Origin of the sequence: Chromobacterium sp. LK1, assembly GCF_001043555.1 — a bacterium.
Taxonomy (GTDB): domain Bacteria; phylum Pseudomonadota; class Gammaproteobacteria; order Burkholderiales; family Chromobacteriaceae; genus Chromobacterium; species Chromobacterium aquaticum.
Genome location: NZ_LDUI01000051.1, coordinates 26,512 through 43,972 on the forward strand (window position 1 = coordinate 26,512; position 17,461 = coordinate 43,972).

Sequence of the window (17,461 nt, forward strand, 5' to 3'; positions counted from 1 at the left end):
TTTTTTTGCGAAAGTTCGCGAGTTGGGCGCTCATGTTGGCAGGGGTTGGCGGTTTTTCTTGAGAATTCGCAGCAAAAGCCGTGATTGGGGCGTGGCGCAAACCGGGCAGGATAAGGTAGAGTGAGTGCTTTACTGAACTTGGTCGCGTCGACCGGCGCTTGTCGGCGCGGAGCGGCGTGGTGTTTTGATTAAGGTGTGGGCATGAGGATAGCGCTCGGCATCGAGTATGACGGTCGGGCGTTCGCCGGCTGGCAGACTCAGCCGCATGGCAATACGGTGCAGGACAGGTTGAACCAGGCGATCGCGCAGATCGCCGGTGTCGAGGAGGTCGGCACCCTGGCCGCCGGCAGGACAGATGCCGGCGTGCACGCGGCGATGCAGGTGGTGCATTTCGACAGCCCGGCGCAGCGGCCGCTGAACGCCTGGGTGCGTGGCGTCAACGCGGTGCTGCCGGCCGAGGTGGCGGTGGTATGGGCGCGAGAGGTGTCGGACGATTTTCACGCGCGGTTTTCGGCGTTTTCCCGCAGCTACAGCTATTTCCTGCTGACCAGCCCGGTGCGGCCCTGCTTGCTGGCCGGCAAGATGGGCTGGTTCCACCAGCCGCTGGATGTGGCGGCGATGCGGGAGGCGGCGGCTCATCTGTTGGGACGGCATGATTTTTCCAGCTTTCGCGCGTCCGAATGCCAGGCCAAGTCGCCGCTCAAGGATTTGCAGCGCTTGGACATCAGCGAGCAAGACGGCCTGATCCGCTTCGATCTGCTGGCGGACGCCTTCCTGCATCACATGGTGCGCAATATCGTCGGCGCGCTGGTTTATGTCGGCAAGGGCGCTTTGCGCCCCGAGGAGATGGCGGGCTTGCTGGCCGCGCGCGACCGCACCTTCGCGCCGCCCACCTTCATGCCGGATGGTCTGTACCTGACCGGCGTGGGTTATCCGGAAATATACGATTTGCCGTCGCAGGCGGACGCCGCGCGGCTGGCTTTGTGGAGATGAGAGTGGGCGGCACGACCCGAATCAAGATTTGCGGCATTACTAGGCCCGAGGATGGCGCCGAGGCGGCGCGGCTGGGTGCCGACGCCATCGGTCTGGTGTTCTACGCCAAGAGCCCGCGCCATGTCGACGTCGAGCAGGCGCGCGCGGTGATCGCGGCGCTGCCGCCCTTCGTCAGCGTGGTGGCCTTGTTCGTCAACCCGGAGCCGGAATACGTGCGCGAAGTGTTGGCCGCCTGCGCGATCGACATCTTGCAGTTCCACGGCGAGGAAGACGCCGCTTTCTGCCGCTCTTTCCAGCGTCCTTATCTGAAGGCGATACGGGTGAAGCCGGGCGTGGATCTGGCCGAGATCGCCGCGGAGTACCCGGACGCGCGCGCGCTATTGAGCGACGCCTTCGTCGAGGGCGCGCATGGCGGCACCGGCGCCACCTTTGACTGGAAGCTGCTGCCGGAGGCCTTGCCTCTGCCGCTGATCCTGTCCGGCGGCCTGGACGAACACAATGTGGCGGCGGCGGTGGCGCAGGTGCGCCCGGCCGCGGTCGACGTCTCCAGTGGAGTGGAGGCGTCCAAGGGAATTAAAGATGCCGCCAGAATGGCGGCGTTCATATCAGGAGTTAGACATGGATCGTTATGACCTGCCGGACGCCCAGGGCCATTTTGGCCCGCATGGCGGCGTCTATGTCGCCGAAACCTTGATGGCGGCGCTGGACGAGCTGAAAAACGAATACGCTCGCGTCAAGGCCGACCCGTCGTTCTGGGAAGAATTCCGTCACGAGCTCAAGCATTATGTCGGTCGGCCCAGCCCGGTCTATCACGCCAAGCGCTGGTCCGAGCAACTGGGCGGCGCGCAGATCTATCTGAAGCGCGAGGACTTGAACCACACCGGCGCGCACAAGATCAACAACGCCATCGGCCAGGCGCTGCTGGCGCGGCGCATGGGCAAGAAGCGGGTGATCGCCGAAACCGGCGCCGGCCAGCACGGCGTGGCTTCCGCCACCGTGGCGGCGCGCTACGGCATGGAGTGCGTGGTGTACATGGGCGCCGAGGACATCAAGCGTCAATCGCCCAATGTGTTCCGCATGAAGCTGCTGGGCGCCACCGTGGTGCCGGTGGAGTCCGGTTCCAAGACGCTGAAGGACGCCTTGAACGAGGCGATGCGAGACTGGGTGACCAATATCGACAGCACCTTCTACATCCTGGGCACCGCGGCCGGCCCGCATCCGTACCCGATGCTGGTGCGCGACTTCGTGTCGGTGATCGGCGAGGAGGCCAAGGTGCAGATGCCGGAAGTGATCGGTCGTCAGCCGGACGTGGTGGTGGCTTGTGTTGGCGGCGGCTCCAACGCCATCGGCATGTTCTATCCCTATATCGGCGTTGACGGCGTGCGCATGGTCGGCGTCGAGGCCGGCGGCCTGGGCCTGGCTTCCGGCAAGCACGCGGCGCCGATTTCCGGTGGCGCGCCCCTGGGCGTGCTGCACGGCGCCAAGAGCTATCTGATGCAGGACGAGAATGGCCAGGTGGTGGAAACCCATTCGGTGTCCGCCGGCCTGGACTATCCGGGCGTGGGGCCGGAGCACAGTCATCTGAAGGACATTGGCCGCGCCGACTACGTGGCGATCAACGACGACGAGGCTTTGCGCGCCTTCCACGACTGCTGTCACTTCGAAGGCATCATCCCGGCGCTGGAATCCAGCCATGCGCTGGCCTGGGCCGCCAAGGAAGCGCCGAAGATGGGCAAGGATCAGGTGATCCTGGTCAATCTGTCCGGCCGCGGCGACAAGGACATCAACACCGTGGCCGGCCTGGCCGGCATCACCTTGTAAGGAGGCGCTATGTCACGCATCGCCAAATGTTTTGAAGCGCTGGCCGGCGGCAAGGCGCTGATTCCCTTCATCACCGCCGGCGACCCGTCGCCGCAGCTGACCGTGCAACTGATGCACGGCCTGGTGGAGGGCGGCGCCGACATCATCGAGCTGGGGGTGCCGTTTTCCGATCCGATGGCCGACGGCCCGGTGATCCAGCGCGCGTCCGAGCGCGCTCTGGTCCACAAAGTGGGTCTGCGCCAGGTGCTGCAGCTGGTGGCGGAGTTCCGCCGCGACAATGATCACACCCCGGTGGTGCTGATGGGCTATCTGAACCCGGTGTTCGCCATGGGCTACCAGGACTTCGCCGCCGCGGCCAAGGCCGCCGGCGTCGACGGGGTGCTGACCGTGGACAGCCCGCCGGAGGAATCGGCGGATTTGTCCGCCGCCTTGAGCGCCAACGGCCTGGACCCGGTCTTCCTGATCGCGCCGACCACGCCGCCGCAACGTGTGGCGGAAATCGCCAAATTGGCGCGTGGTTACGTCTATTATGTGTCTTTGAAGGGGGTGACTGGCGCCGGGCATCTGGACATTGACGACGTAGCGCGTAAAATTGCTGCCCTTAGAGAATATTTGACCGTGCCGATCGGCGTCGGCTTTGGCATTCGCGACGGCGCGACCGCCAAGGCGATCTCTGCTGCCGCTGACGCGGTGGTGGTAGGCAGCCGCTTGGTGCAGGAAATTGAGGCGGCGACACCCGAAACCGCCAAAGAGCGGTTAACCCGTCTGGTGGCCGAACTGAAGGCCGCCATCCGATAGAACGAAGCGGGGGCTCAGCCCCCGTTTTACTGTGTCCGCCGTTTACGCGGCGGGCCATGAATCAAGGAGTCAGCATGAGCTGGTTGAATAAGCTCCTGCCGCCGAAGATCAAGCGCGACAACCGCGCCGATAAACCTTCCGCGGTACCGGAGGGGCTTTGGAGCAAGTGCCCGGAATGCGAAGCCGTGTTGTATTACACCGACCTGGAGAGCAATCTGCAGGTGTGTCCCAAGTGTAATCACCACCATCCGCTGACCGCGCGCGAACGTCTGAACCTGCTGCTGGATGAAGAAGGCCGCCGCGAGCTGGGCGAAGAGGTCAAGCCGGTGGATATCCTGAAGTTCAAGGATAGCAAGAAGTACCCGGACCGCTTGACCGCCGCCAAGACCGATACCGGCGAGGACGACGCGCTGGTGGTGATGCAGGGCAGCATGGAATCGATGCCGGTGGTGGTGGCCGCGTTTGAATTCAAATTCATCGGCGGCTCCATGGGCTCGGTGGTGGGCGAGCGCTTCGTGCGCGGCGTGCGCGCCGCGGTGGAGGCCAAGGCGCCCTTCGTCTGCGTGGCGGCCTCGGGCGGCGCGCGGATGCAGGAGGGCCTGAACTCGCTGATGCAGATGGCCAAGACCAGCGCCGCCTTGCAGCTGCTGACCGACGCCAAACTGCCGTTCATCTCGGTGTTGACCGATCCGACCATGGGCGGCGTGTCCGCTTCCTTCGCCTTCCTGGGCGACGTGGTGCTGGCCGAGCCCAAGGCGCGCATCGGCTTCGCCGGCGCGCGCGTGATCGAGCAGACCGTGCGCGAAACGCTGCCGGAAGGCTTCCAGCGCGCCGAGTTCCTGCTGAGCAAGGGCGCGGTGGACATGGTGGTGGACCGTCGCGAACTGAAGCGCAAGCTGGCGGAGTTGAGCGCCTTGCTGATGAAGGAGCCGGCGCCGGTCTGATCCGTCAAGACCCGGTGCCAACAAAAGCCGCCATTTCTGGCGGCTTTTTCATTTGGCGCGGCAGGTTTGCACCGCGCGATTGAATTGCGTCAGGAACTGTGGCGACTCGCGGGCGAGGAAGGCTTTGCCGAAGTAGACGCCGAAGGGCAGGCTTTGCGCCAGCTCGCTGCGCAGTTGTTCCTGCACGCCCATTTTGGCGATCAGCGCGTCCACCACGTAGGCATTGCCGAGAATGGCGTCAACACGGCGGTTCAGCAGCATTTTCACCAATTGCTCGCTGTTGGGCGGGGTGGAGGTGAGCTGGTAGCCATGTTCGCGCAGCCAGTCGTCCATATTGGAGCCATTGAAGGCGGCGGTGCGCGCCTGCAGCTTGAAATCGCCGCTGCTGGGTGACAACGGGTAGTCCTTCAGCAGATACCAGCGCCGCTCATAGGGCAGGATGGAGGCGGACAAGACCGCGTAGCCGTCGCGCTCCGCCGACGGGGTGGCGGTGAAGAAGGCGTCGGCCTGCTGGTGCTGCACCTGCCACTGCGCGCGCGGCCAGGGCAGGAAGGCGATGGAGTAGGGGCGCTGCAGTTGCTTGAGCGCGCATTGCACCACTTGCACCGCCAGGCCGTCGGCGTCGCCGTCGTCCTTGCGGAAGGACAGCGGCGCTTGCTGATGGGTGTTCAGCCGTATCGGCGCGTCGGCGAAGACGGCGCCGGCCAATAGCAGGCCGGCCAAGGCCAGGCGCGGCGTCGGCAGGAGGCGCCTGGTCCTGCGTCGGCTCGAAGGCCGCTGGGTGGCGCTTAAAAAATAGGCGGAGATCATTTATGTTTTGCAATCAGCGGTTTGAAGGCTTTATCCACACTCTGTCACCAGATTTGCTCATCGGCGGAGTGGGAAAGTTCCCTGAATTTGCCTTTTTTATAAGCGTAAGAGGCAAGTGGCTAATTGCAAAAGTTTTTTTGCCTTACGGGCGGGGTTATCCACATAGTTATCCGGTGATTGCTGTGGACAAGCCCGCGCCGCGGCCTTACTCCTCCTGTTCCAGTGCCTCCATCTCGGCCTGGGCTTCCAGCCAGGCTTCCTCCACTTCGGCCAGGCGCGAGCTCACCTCGCCCTGACGGCGCACCGCGTCGGTCAGCCGTTGCCGGTTGGCGTCCTCGTAGGCGTCGGCGGAGGCCATGAAGCCGTCCAGCTCGGCCTTCTCCGCGCTGAGCTGGTCCAGCTCCTTCTCCAGCTTGTTCAGGCGCGTCTGCAGCGGTTTGCGCAGCTGGGACAGCCGCTGCCGCGCTTCCGCTTCTTGGCGTTTCTGCTCCTTGCGATTCAGGCCCTGGGCGTCGCCGGCGGAGGGCTTGCCGGCGTCGGCCAGCTGCGCCAGCCGCCACTGGCGGTAGTCTTCCAGGTCGCCGTCGAAGGGCTGCACCTTGCCGTGGCTGACCAGCCAGAAGGTGTCGGTGGTGGCTTCCAGCAGGCTGCGGTCATGGGACACCACGATCAGCGCGCCGCTGAAGTCCTGCAAGGCCATGGTCAGTGCGTGGCGCATTTCCAGGTCCAGGTGGTTGGTGGGTTCGTCCAGCAGCAGCAGATTGGGTTTTTGCCAGACTATCATCGCTAGCGCCAACCGCGCCTTTTCGCCGCCGGACATCGGGCCCACCGGGTCGGAGGCGGCGTCGCCGCGGAAATTGAAGCCACCGAGGAAGCTGCGCAGTTCCAGTTCGCGCGCATTGGGCGCCAGCCGCTGCATGTGCTGCAGCGGGCTGTCGTCCTCGCGCAGGGTTTCCAGCGTGTGCTGGGCGAAATAGCCTATCTTCAGCGTCTGCGCGGCGATGACCTCGCCGCGCAAGGGCGCGAGATCGCCGGACAGCAGCTTGACCAAGGTGGATTTGCCGGCGCCGTTGACGCCGAGCAGGCCGATGCGGGCGCCGGATTCCACCGATAGATTGAGGCCGCCGAGTATGGTGGCGGCGCCATAGCCGGCATCGGCCTGTTCCAGCTTCAGCAGCGGGTTGGGCAGATTGTCCGGGCTGTCGAAGTGGAAGTCGAACGGCGAGGCCACATGGGCCGGCGCGATGCGTTCCAGCTTTTCCAGCGCCTTGACCCGGCTCTGCGCCTGGCGCGCCTTGGACGCCTTGGCCTTGAAGCGGTTGACGAAGGATTCCAGGTGGGCGATCTGGCGTTGCTGTTTCTCGTACTCGCCTTGCTGGCGCGCCAGTTTCTCCGCGCGCATCACTTCGTACTGGCTGTAATTGCCGGTGTACAGCGTCAGCTCCTGGTTGGCGACTTCGATGATGTGGTCGCAGACGCTGTCGAGGAAGTCGCGGTCGTGGGAAATCATCAGCAGGGTGCCGGGATAGCCTTGCAGCCAGTCTTCCAGCCACAGCACGGTTTCCAGGTCCAGGTGGTTGGTGGGCTCGTCCAGCAGCAGCAGGTCGGAGCGGCACATCAGCGCCTGCGCCAGATTCAGGCGCATGCGCCAGCCGCCGGAGAAGCTGGCCACCGGCCGCAGCTGGGCGTCCACGTCGAAGCCGAGGCCGGTCAGCAATTTGCCGGCGCGCGCCGGCGCGGCGTAGGCGTCGATGCGCGCCAGTTCGCCGTGCAGATGGCCGATGGCGTTGCCGTCGTGGCGGTCTTCGGCCTGTTGCAGCGCTTGCTCCAGCTGGCGCAGCTCATGATCGCCGTCCAGCACGTAGTCCAGCGCCGAGCGCTGCAGCGCCGGGGTTTCCTGCGCCACGTGGGCGATGGTCCAGTGCGGCGGCAGCAGCACATCGCCGCCGTCGGCGTGCAGTTCGCCCATCAATAGCGCGAACAGGCTGGACTTGCCGGCGCCGTTGGCGCCGGTGAGGCCGGTCTTGTAGCCGGGGTTGAGGGTGAGGTTGGCGCTGAGCAGCAATTCTTTCAGGCCGCGGCGCAGATTGAGGTTCTTGAGTTGAATCATAGGAGTCCGAACGGCCGCGCCGGCGCATGTGGCCGGCGCGGCGCATGGGTGTGGGTCAGGCCGGCGGCAGCGAGCCGAGGTCCCAGCGCGGCTTGATCGAGTAGCTGCCGGGGGCTTGAGCGTGTTGCAGCCGCATCGCGCCAGCGAAGGCGATCATCGCGCCGTTGTCGGTGCACAGCGCCAGCGGCGGATAGAAGACTTCGAAGCGGCGGCGGCGCGCGGCCTCGTCCAGCGCGGCGCGCAGCTGCTTGTTGGCGCCGACGCCGCCGGCCACCACCAGCCGCTTCATGCCGCACTGCTTGAGCGCGGCCAGCGATTTCTTGGTCAGCACTTCGACGATGGCTTCCTGGAAGGCGCGGCAGACGTCCTTGCGCGTTTGCTCGTCGATATGGCCGTCGGCGTCCGCCACTTGCTTGCTCAGCGTCAGCACCGCGGTTTTCAGGCCGGAGAAGCTCATGTCCAGATCACCGGAATTCAGCATCGGCCGCGGCAGGGTGAAGCGGGTCGGATCGCCTTCCTCGGCCAGCCGCGACAGCAGCGGGCCGCCGGGATAGGGCAGGCCCAGCAGCTTGGCGGTCTTGTCGAAGGCTTCGCCGGCGGCGTCGTCCAGGGTTTCGCCCAGGATCTGGTAGTCGCCGACGCCGCGCACCGCCATCAACTGCGTGTGGCCGCCGGAAACCAGCAGGGCCAGGAAGGGGAATTCGGGCTTGGGCTCGGCCAGCAGCGGCGACAGCAAATGGCCTTCCAGGTGGTGGACGCCCAGCACCGGGATGTTCAGGCCGAAGGCCAGCGCATTGGCGACGCTGGCGCCCACCAGCAGGGCGCCGCCCAGGCCGGGGCCCTGGGTGTAGGCGATGGCGTCGAGATCGGCCAGGGTCTTGCCGGCCTCGGCCAGGCAGGCCTCGGTCAGCGGGATGGCGCGACGGATGTGGTCGCGGCTGGCCAACTCCGGCACCACCCCGCCGTATTCGGCGTGCATGGCCATTTGAGTGTGCAATTGGTGGGCCAGCAGGCCGCCGTCGGTGTCATACAGCGCGACTCCGGTTTCGTCGCAGGAAGATTCAATACCTAGTACCAGCATGTTTGGGCGCAGCTCGGATATAGCGGGACAATCTTTCTATTTTACCGGTGAATCTTTGTTCGCCCAAATCCGGATGTTAGGCTAGCCGTTTTCGATAGCGTGACGGTGAAAGGTGGGGGCGATGAAAGCCAGGCTGAAATGGGTGGACGGCGTGTGTTTCCTGGGCGAGAGCGGCAGCGGCCACGCGGTGGTGATGGACGGCGCGCCGGAGGGCGGCGGCCGCAATCTGGGGCCGCGGCCGATGGAATTGCTATTGCTGGGCACCGCCGGCTGCACCAGTTACGACGTGATCACCATTCTGAAGAAGTCGCGGCAGCAGGTCAGCGATTGCTGGGTGGAGATCGAGGCCGAGCGCGCCGAGGAAGAGCCCAAGGTGTTCACCCGCATCCATTTCCACTTTGTGGTGAGTGGGCGTGAACTAAAGGCCGATGCGGTGGAGCGGGCGATCAAGCTGTCGGCGGAGAAATACTGCTCAGCTTCCATCATGCTGGGCAAGACCGCCGACATCAGCCACGATTTCGAACTGCGCGACGCCTGAGGGCGGCGGGCGGCCCGGCCAGCAATTCCGCCGCCAGGCACAGCGCGGCATCGTGGTCCGGCTGGTGGCGCAGCGGATAGCCCCAAAACTTTTCGAAGCGCGGCGCGAACTCGTCCAGGTCGCGCTGTTGCTCCGGTCGCGGCGCGATCACGATGGTGGCGCGAATCAGCTGGCGGATCTGCAGGCGGTTGTCCTTGACCCATAGCGCCGCCATCTTGCGGACGATGCGCGCGTGCAGGTCGAGCTCGGTCGGCGCCGGCTCGCGGGCGATGAACACGAAGGGCCGTTGCTGGCTCAGCAACTGGTCCAGGGTGGCGAAGATATCGGTGGGCTGCTGTCCATCCGGGCGGTGGCGATCCAGCCAGACGATGGGAAAGTCCTGAGCGTGGAATTGCATGGTTTCTTTTAAATGAGAATCAATATCATTGTATCGTCATGTGTTCACCTTGTCATCCGTCCCGGCTTGCATGGCCATCATTGAAAACCGTCCGCCGGCCCCCATCTAGCCGACTGGCCCAGCTTGCGGCGCTGGGCTTGGGTTGCCCGGCGTAAGCCGATACAATAGACGGTTTTGCGCGGCCTCACGCGGGCGCCGCGATACGACGAAAAGGCGCGGGGATGACTACCATCGTGGCGGTAAGAAAGGGCGATCAGATTGCGATCGCCGCCGATAGCCAGACCACTTTTGGCGACGACCAGAAGCTGTTGGCCGGCTACGACTGTTTTCACAACAAGATTTTCCAGCACGGCGACAGCTATCTGGCCATTTCCGGCTCCGCCGCGCACGACCTGGTGCTGCAAGGCGCGTTGAAGGAATTGAAGAAAAAAGACCTGAGCAGCCGTCAGGGCATTTTCGAGACCTTCCGCAAACTGCATCCCAAGCTGAAGGACGGTTTCTATCTGCGGCCGGAGGAGGACGAGGAAGATCCGTACGAATCCAGCCAGATGATGGTGGTGATCGCCAACCGTCACGGCATCTTCGGGGTTTATCCGATGCGCGAGATCTATGAATTCTCCCGCATCTGGGCGATAGGCTCCGGCCGCAAGTTCGCGATGGGCGCGATGTACGCGGTTTACGATCAAGCGCTGAGCGCGCGCGAAATCGCCGAAATCGGCGTGCGCGCCGGCTGCGAGTTCGACGTCAGTTCTGCCATGCCGATGACGGTCTATACCGTAGAACTGGCGGCGGACAAGGACAAGAAAGACATAGCATGAGCACACAAGACAGATTGCAACGGTTTTTATTCGACGGCGCGCCGGTGCGCGGCGCCCTGGTGAGGCTGGACGGCGCCTGGCAGCAGGTGCTGGCCCGGCGCAGCTACCCGCCTGCCTTGAAGAAGATCATCGGCGAGATGATGGCGGCGGCCGAACTGATGGCCGCCAACCTCAAGTTCGACGGCGCGCTGATCCTGCAGATTCATGGCACCGGGCCGCTGAAGCTGGCGGTGGTGGAGTGCAATAACGATCGCACCATCCGCGCCACCGCCAAATGGGATGAAGCCATGCCGGAGAACGAGCCTATCCAGACGCTGCTGGGCGTCAACGCCCGCTTCGTGGTGACGTTGGAGCCGCGCGTGGACAAGGCGCAAACCTGGCAGGGCATTGTGGCGCTGGAGGGGGATAGCGTCGGCGAGATGCTGGAAAACTACATGCGCCGTTCCGAGCAGCTGGAAACCCGGCTGATCCTGGCTTCCAGCGACGACACCGCCGCGGGCATGCTATTGCAGAAGCTGCCGGAAGGGCATGGCGATCCGGAAGGCTGGGAGCGCATCCAGATGCTGGGCGCCACCCTGCGCGAAGATGAGCTGTTGGGCTTGCCGGCGGAAGATATCCTGCATCGCTTGTTCCACGAGGAAACGGTGCGGGTGTTCGATCAGGAGACGGTGAGCTTCGCCTGCAATTGCAGCCGCGAGCGCGTTGGCGACATGCTGAAGATGCTGGGCGGGCAGGAAGTGGGCGAGGTGCTGCTGGAGCAGGGCAGCGTGGAAATCGTCTGTGATTACTGCAACCAGCACTATGTCTATGACGAGGACGATGCCAATCGCTTGTTCGACTACGATGTGGTCGCCGCGGTGCGCGAGGCCAGGCATTGATTCCATGTCATTAGTTTGGCAACAAACTATCAATGAGCCGCGCAAGCGGCTTTTTTTACGCCTTTTTCTTGGCAAAAAACAGGGTAAAAATACCAATGTTGTAATTATGGTTTAAATTGAACGTTTTATTTTAAACTGAATTCTCATGACGATGGCTATTCGATATGATTTGAAATGCGCATCATATTATTGATAACGCATCAACAATGAATTGGATAGCGTCATGATAAAAACAGCTTCACTCAGCGGCGCGCGCGCGCTGAGTCTTTCCGTGATGACCGCCGCCTTATTGGCCGGCTGCGTCAGCGATTCCGAAAAATCCGCGCTCAACCAGCCGGCGCCGCAGGCCAATCTGCCGCAGGCCAGCCATTCCGCGCACTCTCCGGCCTTGTCGGAAAAGCCGTCCTACCCGCACGGCTTGCCGCCTGGCGCGCCGGCCGACGCCGCCGGTCCGGGCGCCAAGCCGCAAGGTCCGATGCAGCAGACCGGCGTGCGCCGCGCCAAGGAAGCCGTGGCCGCGCCGCAATACGCCGCCTGCGACGAGACCAAGCTGGGCCAGTTGTCCGGCGCGGCCTTGGCGCGCTATGTCGCCAGCGTGCAGGGCACGTGCATGAACCGCCTGTTCCAGGCGGACGCCTTCAGCTACCGGGTGGTGTCGCCGGCGAATATGCGCGAAGTGGCGGCCGAGGCCCGCGCTCGCGCGCAAGGCTGGGACGGCAAGAGCGCCAATGGCTTGTGGCCGCTGGCGGTGTTCCTGAAAGCCGGTTACTTCACCCAGTACAGCCACGCCGCGGAAGTGGGTGATTACGGCCGTCCGGTGGATGAGCCGGTGATGCAGGTGGTGAGCGCGCTGGCGGAAAACCCGGCGCTGTGGAGCGAAGCGGTGCGCGATGGCAGCGGCGACCGCGACGCCTGGTACCTAGCGACCGATCTGCGTCAGTCTGTGGCGGAAACCATGATCCTGGCGGATTCGGTGCGCAAGCAGGAATACGCCTTGCCGCTGCTGCAACGCTTCTTCGGTCGCTACAACGCCGCGGCTAAGAACAACTGGGCGCGCATCGCGCTGCACCCGATGCAAACCACCTTGTTCAATATGCATTACACCGAAGGCTTCGCCGCCAAGGCGGGCGCCGGGCAGCTGGATGCGCTGGTGTCCAGCCTGGCAGGGCTGACCCGCGCCGGCCAGCCGGCCTTCGCCGATGAACAGATGTATCTGAACACCGTGCGCGAAACCGGCCGCTTCATGCAATACCCGCGCACCGCCAAACTGGCGGAAGACGCGGTGGCCGGTCTGCTGGGCGGCGAGAAATTCGGTCCTTCGTGGGCGGAAGCAGTGTACGCCTTGAAGAAACTGGGCAAGGTGCCGTGCGAGCGCTACGGCATCTGCCAGGCGGAACAGGAGCTGAAAACGCATCTGTTCCCGCATAGCTGGAGTTTCGATAACGGCAATCTGGTGTTCGAAACGCCGCTGGCGCTGGCCGAAGTGGAGCCGCTGTACTACGCGATGAAGCAGGTGCAGGCGCAACTGGGCCGGGTCAGCGGCATCAGTCAGCCGGTGGCCGGCGACACCAACGCTAAACTGCGCATGGTGATCTACGGCAGCAAGACCGCCTACCAGCGCTTCCAGGGCCTGCTCAATGAATTGTCCACCGACAACGGCGGCATTTACATCGAGAAGGACGGCACCTTCTACACCTTCCAGCGCGAAGTGCCGCGCGAGAGCTATCTGAGCCTGGAGGAACTGGTGCGCCACGAGTACGTGCACTATCTGTCCGGCCGCTTCATCCAGCCGGGCATGTGGGGCAGCTCGGAGTTCTACCGCGACGACCGCCGCATGGCCTGGTATGACGAGGGCTTCGCCGAGTTCATGGCCTGGAGCACATCGCGCGATGGCATCAAGGTGCGCGGCCACGTGGTGGACGTGGTGGCCAACGGCTGGCCGCAAAGCTATCTGGAACCATCCCGCATCATGCGCTCCAGCTATAGCGACGGCTGGGACTTCTACAGCCATTCCGCCTTGTGGTTCTACTACCTGAACCAGCAACAGCCGGGCCGCATCGCCGAGATCCTGGCCGCGCTGCGCGCCGACGACGTCAAGCGCTTCGACGCCCTGGTGGCGGAAATGGGCCGTGACGCCGGCCTGGTGCAGGGCTTCCACGACTATGTGGGCCGTCAGGTGGAGGCGCAGCGCGCCGGCCAACTGGGCAATACCTCGACCGAACAAGGCGTGGATTGGCTGAAGCAAGCGCAGTGGCAGGCCGGCGAGATCGGCGCGATCGAGGGCGCGATGCGCCGCTACCTGCCGGTGGCGTGCCGCGTCTGGGCCGACGGCGAACGCAGCGCGCTGCGCCGCTTCGAATGCGACGGCGTGTTGCCCTTGCGCTCCGGCACCGCCACCATGGCGCGCCAGGAGCTGGACAAGACCCTGGACTCCGCCTTGCAGAACCTGCTGCGCGGCAGCGGCATCAACAATATGATGGCGCTCAACTGCGCGGCCACCGACTACGACTTCAAGGCCAAGCGCGCCGCGCTGCGCTGCGAAGGCCCGCTGGGTCTGGCCGCGTCGCAGCCGTCGCAGCCGGGCGGCGGCGACGCCCAGCTGGGCTTGGCCAAGCTCAGCTATTCCAGCCCTGTGCGCTGCCTGCGCGGCCAGCTGCAAGGCGTGGGCGAGCCGGACGGCTATAGCCTGGTGAGCGGTCCCAAGCTGGGCCGCGCCGTCATGGCCGACCACGGCGCGTTCAACTACCGCCGCGACCAGGACCAGCCGGGCGTGGCCGACCAGATCACCGTGCGCGTGCGCAAGGGCGCGCAAACGCGGGATGTGGTGGTGCAGCTGCTGGCGACGCCGGTGAATATGTCGGACGAGGCGTGCTGGGCCCGCGCCGGTTGAGGCGTGTCTGAGGCATGAATGAAAAGAGCCGGGAGATTCCCGGCTCTTTTTGTTTTAGAGCGCTTGAACCTGGCCCAGGTCCGGCCGCTCCAGCCACGCCATGAAGGCGTCGCCCAGCCTTTGGCTCTCGGCGGTGGCCTGGCGCCAAACCTGTTGGCGCTGAGCGTCCCGGCCCAGATAGCGGTGGAAGTCCTGACGGTCTGGCAGCTTGCCGCCGGGCAGCCGCGCCAGATAGTCGCGCGACGGCGCGATCAGCACGGTGTTGGCGTGGTGGGCCGGGCTGGAGCCGCGCCAGGGCAGGAATTTGTCGAACCAGCCGGGCACGATGCGCTCGGTGAAATGCGGATACAGCACGATGTCGTCGCCGTGGGCGAAGGGGAAATCCAGATGGTAATCGGTCAGGCCGCCGTCGCGGTAGGTGGCCGCCGGCGCGCCCGGCAGCTGCACGCCGCTGAGCACGCCGGGAATGGCGATGGTGCCCATCAACGCGGCATCCAGATTGTCCATTCCCAGCGGCTGGCACAGCGTGGGGATGCTGTCCGCGGGCTTGAAGCGCAAGTCGCTGCGCGGGTCGTGGCAGATCACCCGGCTAAAGGCGTGGCGCAGCAAGTCGCGCGACAAGGTGTTGAGCGCGGCGCTCAGCGCCAGGCCGCCCAGCAGCGCCGCGCGCGCCTCGCTGGCGAGCATGCCGTGGGATCGCACCAGCAACAGGCTAAGCTGATAGTGCGGATGATCGATCAGCGCGGCGCGTGCCTCGGGCGGCAGAACCTCGTCCAGCATCAGCCGGGTCTGGCGGGTGATATCGGCCACGCCGATCTTGGTCGCGTAGGTTTCGTCGGTGTAGCGCTCCGCCAGCCGGGCCAGCGCCTGGCGCGGTTCGGCCTGCATCGCGCAGGCGAAACGCCAGCCGCCGATGGAGGCGCCGACCAGCTCGCGCCGACGCGGGCTGCGGTTCAGCCATTCGAACACCGCCTGGTCCAGGCCGGTGATGCCTATCGCCTTGGGGCCGCCGGCGGCGCCGGGCAGGGTGGTCACGCTGGCGGCGGGCAGGCCCTGGCGCGCCAGCAGCTTGCGTGCGTGCGCGCCGGCCTTGATCACAAGGGGCGGGTAGGGAATATGGATGGCGGGCATGGTGTCGTATTCTGGACTGGGGTTGGCCAGCGCGGGGCGGTTTTTGGTATCCTGCTGGGCTTTGATATTCATTCGCATCGGGCGGCGCCGCCGCCTTCAGGAGCACAGTCATGATACCCGTAAGCCAACTGTCCGACTATCTGCGCGAGCAGAGCCTGGAACTGGATCGCACCGAGCTGCAGATCGCGGTGCTGACCCTGTCCGCGGTCTTGAGCGCGGACAAGCCGGCGGCGCGCCAGGACCTGTACCGCTACCGGGTGCCCAAATTGAGCGAGGACGGCAGCTGCTCGCTGTTCGAGGAGCTGGCGGAGGAGCCTTATGATCTGGCGCCGCTGTTCGGCGGCGAAAGCCCGGAGGCGACGGCGGCGCTGCGCAATCTGCTGGCGCTGGTGGAGTCGGTGAACCTCAGGGTGGGTGCGGACTGGTTGGGCGTGTACCGCAAGATAGGCAAGGGCCAGCAGGCCAAGCTGGTCAAGCTGGCCTATCAGGGCGTGCCCAGCCGCGCCGAGTTTCCGCTGACCGAGGCCTTCGCCGAGTACAGCAACAATAGCCGGGTGGGCCTGACCGGCTGGGCGGTGCTGATCGAGGACGTCAAAGCCTGGCGCGCCGAGGGCGGCGGCTATTACGAGTGCGACCCCAAGGTGATGAGCGAGGTGTGCCTGCCGGTGCAGGGCCAGGACGACAATGTGCTGGGCATTCTGGACGCCGAGGCGTCCAGCGCCGGTTTCTTCACGCCGGAGAGGCTGGTGTGGCTGGCCGCGTTGGCCATCGTGCTGGCCGAGCCCTTCGCCGCCTTGCCGCTGGCGCTTGAAAATCCGGAAGCCGACCACAGTTAATAAAGATTATCGCGCGCGGATTCAGGCGCGCTTACCAGGTTTAGCGGAGAAACAATGTCATTGCCTGCTGTCGAGCTCAGCGTGGATGAGCCGAGGATGGAATACGTCGCCAGTTGCAAGCTGCCCACCCCGTGGGGTGAGTTCACCATGCATGGTTTTGAGGAAGTGGGTGGCCGCGAGCACGTCGCGCTGACCCTGGGCACGATAGATGACGGCGAGCCGGTGCTGTCGCGCCTGCATTCGGAGTGCTTGACCGGCGATGCGCTGTTTTCCTTGCGCTGCGACTGCGGCTTCCAGCTGGAAGCGGCCTTGTCCGCCATCGCCGCCGAAGGTCGCGGCGCGCTGCTGTATCTGCGCCAGGAAGGCCGCGGCATCGGGCTGATCAACAAGATCCGCGCCTACCAGCTGCAGGATGGCGGCGCCGATACCGTCGAGGCCAATGAGCGCTTGGGCTTCCCCGCCGACATGCGCGATTTCCGCATCGCCCGTCATATGCTGGACCAACTGGGCGTGTCGCGAGTGCGGGTGATGACCAATAATCCGCGCAAGATCGAAACCCTGCGCAGCGCCGGCATCGACGTGGTGGAGCGGGTGCCGCTGGAAGTGGGGCGCAATCCGCACAACGACCGCTATCTGGACACCAAGGCCAGCAAACTGGGCCATATGTTGTTCAAGTGAGCGGCCGCGCCGGAACGGCGCAGTCGGGGATGTACGAACGGGAGCCCATGGCTCCCGTTTTTCATGCCAGCGCCGCGCAGAGTTCCTGCCAGCGGGCGGACAGCTCGGCCGCCGTCAGCGCATCGGGAAAAGCCAGCCGTCGGCGCTCGGCGGCGATCTCGTAATCGATGCCGTGGCAGTCAACGCCCAACAGCCGGACGTCGGCGGGCAGGGCGGCGCCTTGCGCCAGAAGCTCCGCCTCTTGCTCCGGCTCCAGCGTCGCGCCGTCCAGCCACTGCTCGGCCTCAAGCCAGCCCATGCGGCCGAAGCCCTCGATATAGCGCAGCCGTTGCGGCCGCAGCCGGTAAAAGGCGAAGTCCAGCTGCAGCCAGTTCTCGGCCTCAGGCTGGTAGCGCAGATGGCGCGCCAGCTCCAGCGGAGTGGGTTGGAAGGCTTCCATGTCGCCCAATAGCGTCAGGCGCGCGCCGCTCTGGCTGGACGCCGCCGCCGGGTCCAGCAGCGCCACGCTGCAACGAGGATCGGCCTGCAGGTTCTTGCTGTGTTCGGCCAGCGCGCTGAGGCAGAGCGTGGGCCGGTGGCGGGCGTCGGGTACGCAGGGTATCGGCGTGGCGTAGGGGTAGCCGGCCAGCTGGGTGCTGTGGCTGGCCAGGCTGGCGTGGACGCAGCGGTGCAGCAGATGGATGGCGGCTGAGGGCGGGATTTTCATGTTTGGTTTCCGGCGCGAAGTGGGCTCATCTT

Annotated in this window: 17 protein-coding genes; 11 read left to right on the plus strand and 6 right to left on the minus strand. The window is 65.0% G+C overall.

Features of this window, described 5'->3' with window-relative positions:
• Window positions 1-201: 201 nt before the first annotated feature.
• The 5 genes from truA to accD all read left to right on the plus strand — a co-directional run bounded on the left by truA (window position 202) and on the right by accD (window position 4,556).
• The gene (gene truA, locus VI26_RS19725) at window positions 202-993 is read left to right on the plus strand and encodes a tRNA pseudouridine(38-40) synthase TruA (protein WP_048411472.1); all 792 of its coding nucleotides are present in this window, start codon (window positions 202-204) and stop codon (window positions 991-993) included.
• Between the two features lie 2 nt (window positions 994-995).
• A complete protein-coding gene (locus VI26_RS19730) occupies window positions 996-1,625 on the plus strand; it encodes a phosphoribosylanthranilate isomerase (RefSeq protein WP_231461218.1) in 630 nt (209 codons plus the stop codon).
• Complete coding sequence (gene trpB / locus VI26_RS19735; RefSeq protein WP_048411474.1) at window positions 1,612-2,814, plus strand: tryptophan synthase subunit beta; 1,203 nt, start codon at window positions 1,612-1,614, stop codon at window positions 2,812-2,814. Before VI26_RS19730 ends, trpB begins: the two co-directional genes overlap by 14 nt.
• A gap of 9 nt (window positions 2,815-2,823) precedes the next feature.
• On the plus strand, window positions 2,824-3,612 hold the full coding sequence (trpA, locus tag VI26_RS19740) for a tryptophan synthase subunit alpha (RefSeq protein ID WP_048411475.1): 789 nt from the start codon (window positions 2,824-2,826) through the stop codon (window positions 3,610-3,612).
• Window positions 3,613-3,686: 74 nt separating this feature from the next.
• Window positions 3,687-4,556 carry an acetyl-CoA carboxylase, carboxyltransferase subunit beta gene (gene accD, locus VI26_RS19745; RefSeq protein WP_048411476.1) on the plus strand — a complete coding sequence of 290 codons (870 nt, stop codon included), beginning with the start codon at window positions 3,687-3,689 and terminating at the stop codon, window positions 4,554-4,556.
• Window positions 4,557-4,604: 48 nt separating this feature from the next.
• On the opposite strand, the gene VI26_RS19750 is transcribed toward accD, so the two are convergent.
• The 3 genes from VI26_RS19750 to tsaD all read right to left on the minus strand — a co-directional run bounded on the left by VI26_RS19750 (window position 4,605) and on the right by tsaD (window position 8,557).
• Window positions 4,605-5,366, minus strand: a complete 762-nt coding sequence (locus VI26_RS19750) for an ABC transporter substrate-binding protein (protein ID WP_048411477.1) — start codon at window positions 5,364-5,366, stop codon at window positions 4,605-4,607.
• A 205-nt stretch (window positions 5,367-5,571) separates the two neighbouring features.
• Window positions 5,572-7,476: an ATP-binding cassette domain-containing protein gene (locus tag VI26_RS19755; RefSeq protein WP_048411478.1), complete on the minus strand. Its 1,905-nt coding sequence runs from the start codon at window positions 7,474-7,476 to the stop codon at window positions 5,572-5,574.
• A 55-nt stretch (window positions 7,477-7,531) separates the two neighbouring features.
• Window positions 7,532-8,557 (minus strand): tRNA (adenosine(37)-N6)-threonylcarbamoyltransferase complex transferase subunit TsaD, encoded by a 1,026-nt coding sequence (gene tsaD, locus VI26_RS19760; RefSeq protein ID WP_048411479.1) that lies wholly within the window; start codon window positions 8,555-8,557, stop codon window positions 7,532-7,534.
• A 121-nt stretch (window positions 8,558-8,678) separates the two neighbouring features.
• On the opposite strand from tsaD, the gene VI26_RS19765 reads away from it, so the two are divergent.
• Window positions 8,679-9,095 carry an OsmC family protein gene (locus VI26_RS19765; RefSeq protein WP_048411480.1) on the plus strand — a complete coding sequence of 139 codons (417 nt, stop codon included), beginning with the start codon at window positions 8,679-8,681 and terminating at the stop codon, window positions 9,093-9,095.
• Here the strand turns inward: VI26_RS19765 and VI26_RS19770 are convergent.
• The gene (locus VI26_RS19770) at window positions 9,064-9,492 is read right to left on the minus strand and encodes a hypothetical protein (protein WP_048411481.1); all 429 of its coding nucleotides are present in this window, start codon (window positions 9,490-9,492) and stop codon (window positions 9,064-9,066) included. The two genes, VI26_RS19765 and VI26_RS19770, sit on opposite strands and share 32 nt — an antisense overlap.
• A gap of 221 nt (window positions 9,493-9,713) precedes the next feature.
• On the opposite strand from VI26_RS19770, the gene VI26_RS19775 reads away from it, so the two are divergent.
• The 3 genes from VI26_RS19775 (at window position 9,714) to VI26_RS23420 (ending at window position 14,078) form a co-directional block, all read left to right on the plus strand.
• Entirely contained in the window at window positions 9,714-10,310 is a 597-nt protein-coding gene (locus VI26_RS19775; protein WP_048411482.1) for an MFS transporter, read from the plus strand.
• Complete coding sequence (hslO, locus tag VI26_RS19780; protein ID WP_048411483.1) at window positions 10,307-11,188, plus strand: Hsp33 family molecular chaperone HslO; 882 nt, start codon at window positions 10,307-10,309, stop codon at window positions 11,186-11,188. Before VI26_RS19775 ends, hslO begins: the two co-directional genes overlap by 4 nt.
• A 223-nt stretch (window positions 11,189-11,411) precedes the next feature.
• Window positions 11,412-14,078, plus strand: coding sequence for a collagenase (locus VI26_RS23420; RefSeq protein WP_082151170.1), 2,667 nt, complete (start codon window positions 11,412-11,414; stop codon window positions 14,076-14,078).
• Between the two features lie 54 nt (window positions 14,079-14,132).
• Here the strand turns inward: VI26_RS23420 and VI26_RS19790 are convergent, their stop codons facing one another.
• The gene (locus VI26_RS19790; protein ID WP_231581066.1) at window positions 14,133-15,287 is read right to left on the minus strand and encodes a hypothetical protein; all 1,155 of its coding nucleotides are present in this window, start codon (window positions 15,285-15,287) and stop codon (window positions 14,133-14,135) included.
• A gap of 32 nt (window positions 15,288-15,319) precedes the next feature.
• On the opposite strand from VI26_RS19790, the gene VI26_RS19795 reads away from it, so the two are divergent.
• Both VI26_RS19795 and ribA read left to right on the plus strand, forming a co-directional pair.
• Window positions 15,320-16,045 (plus strand): GAF domain-containing protein, encoded by a 726-nt coding sequence (locus VI26_RS19795; RefSeq protein ID WP_048411484.1) that lies wholly within the window; start codon window positions 15,320-15,322, stop codon window positions 16,043-16,045.
• Window positions 16,046-16,141: 96 nt separating this feature from the next.
• The gene (gene ribA, locus VI26_RS19800) at window positions 16,142-16,723 is read left to right on the plus strand and encodes a GTP cyclohydrolase II (RefSeq protein ID WP_048411485.1); all 582 of its coding nucleotides are present in this window, start codon (window positions 16,142-16,144) and stop codon (window positions 16,721-16,723) included.
• 61 nt (window positions 16,724-16,784) lie between these two features.
• Here ribA and VI26_RS19805 read toward each other — a convergent pair whose 3' ends face one another.
• Window positions 16,785-17,429 carry a HugZ family protein gene (locus VI26_RS19805; protein WP_048411486.1) on the minus strand — a complete coding sequence of 215 codons (645 nt, stop codon included), beginning with the start codon at window positions 17,427-17,429 and terminating at the stop codon, window positions 16,785-16,787.
• Between the last annotated feature and the right edge of the window lie 32 nt (window positions 17,430-17,461).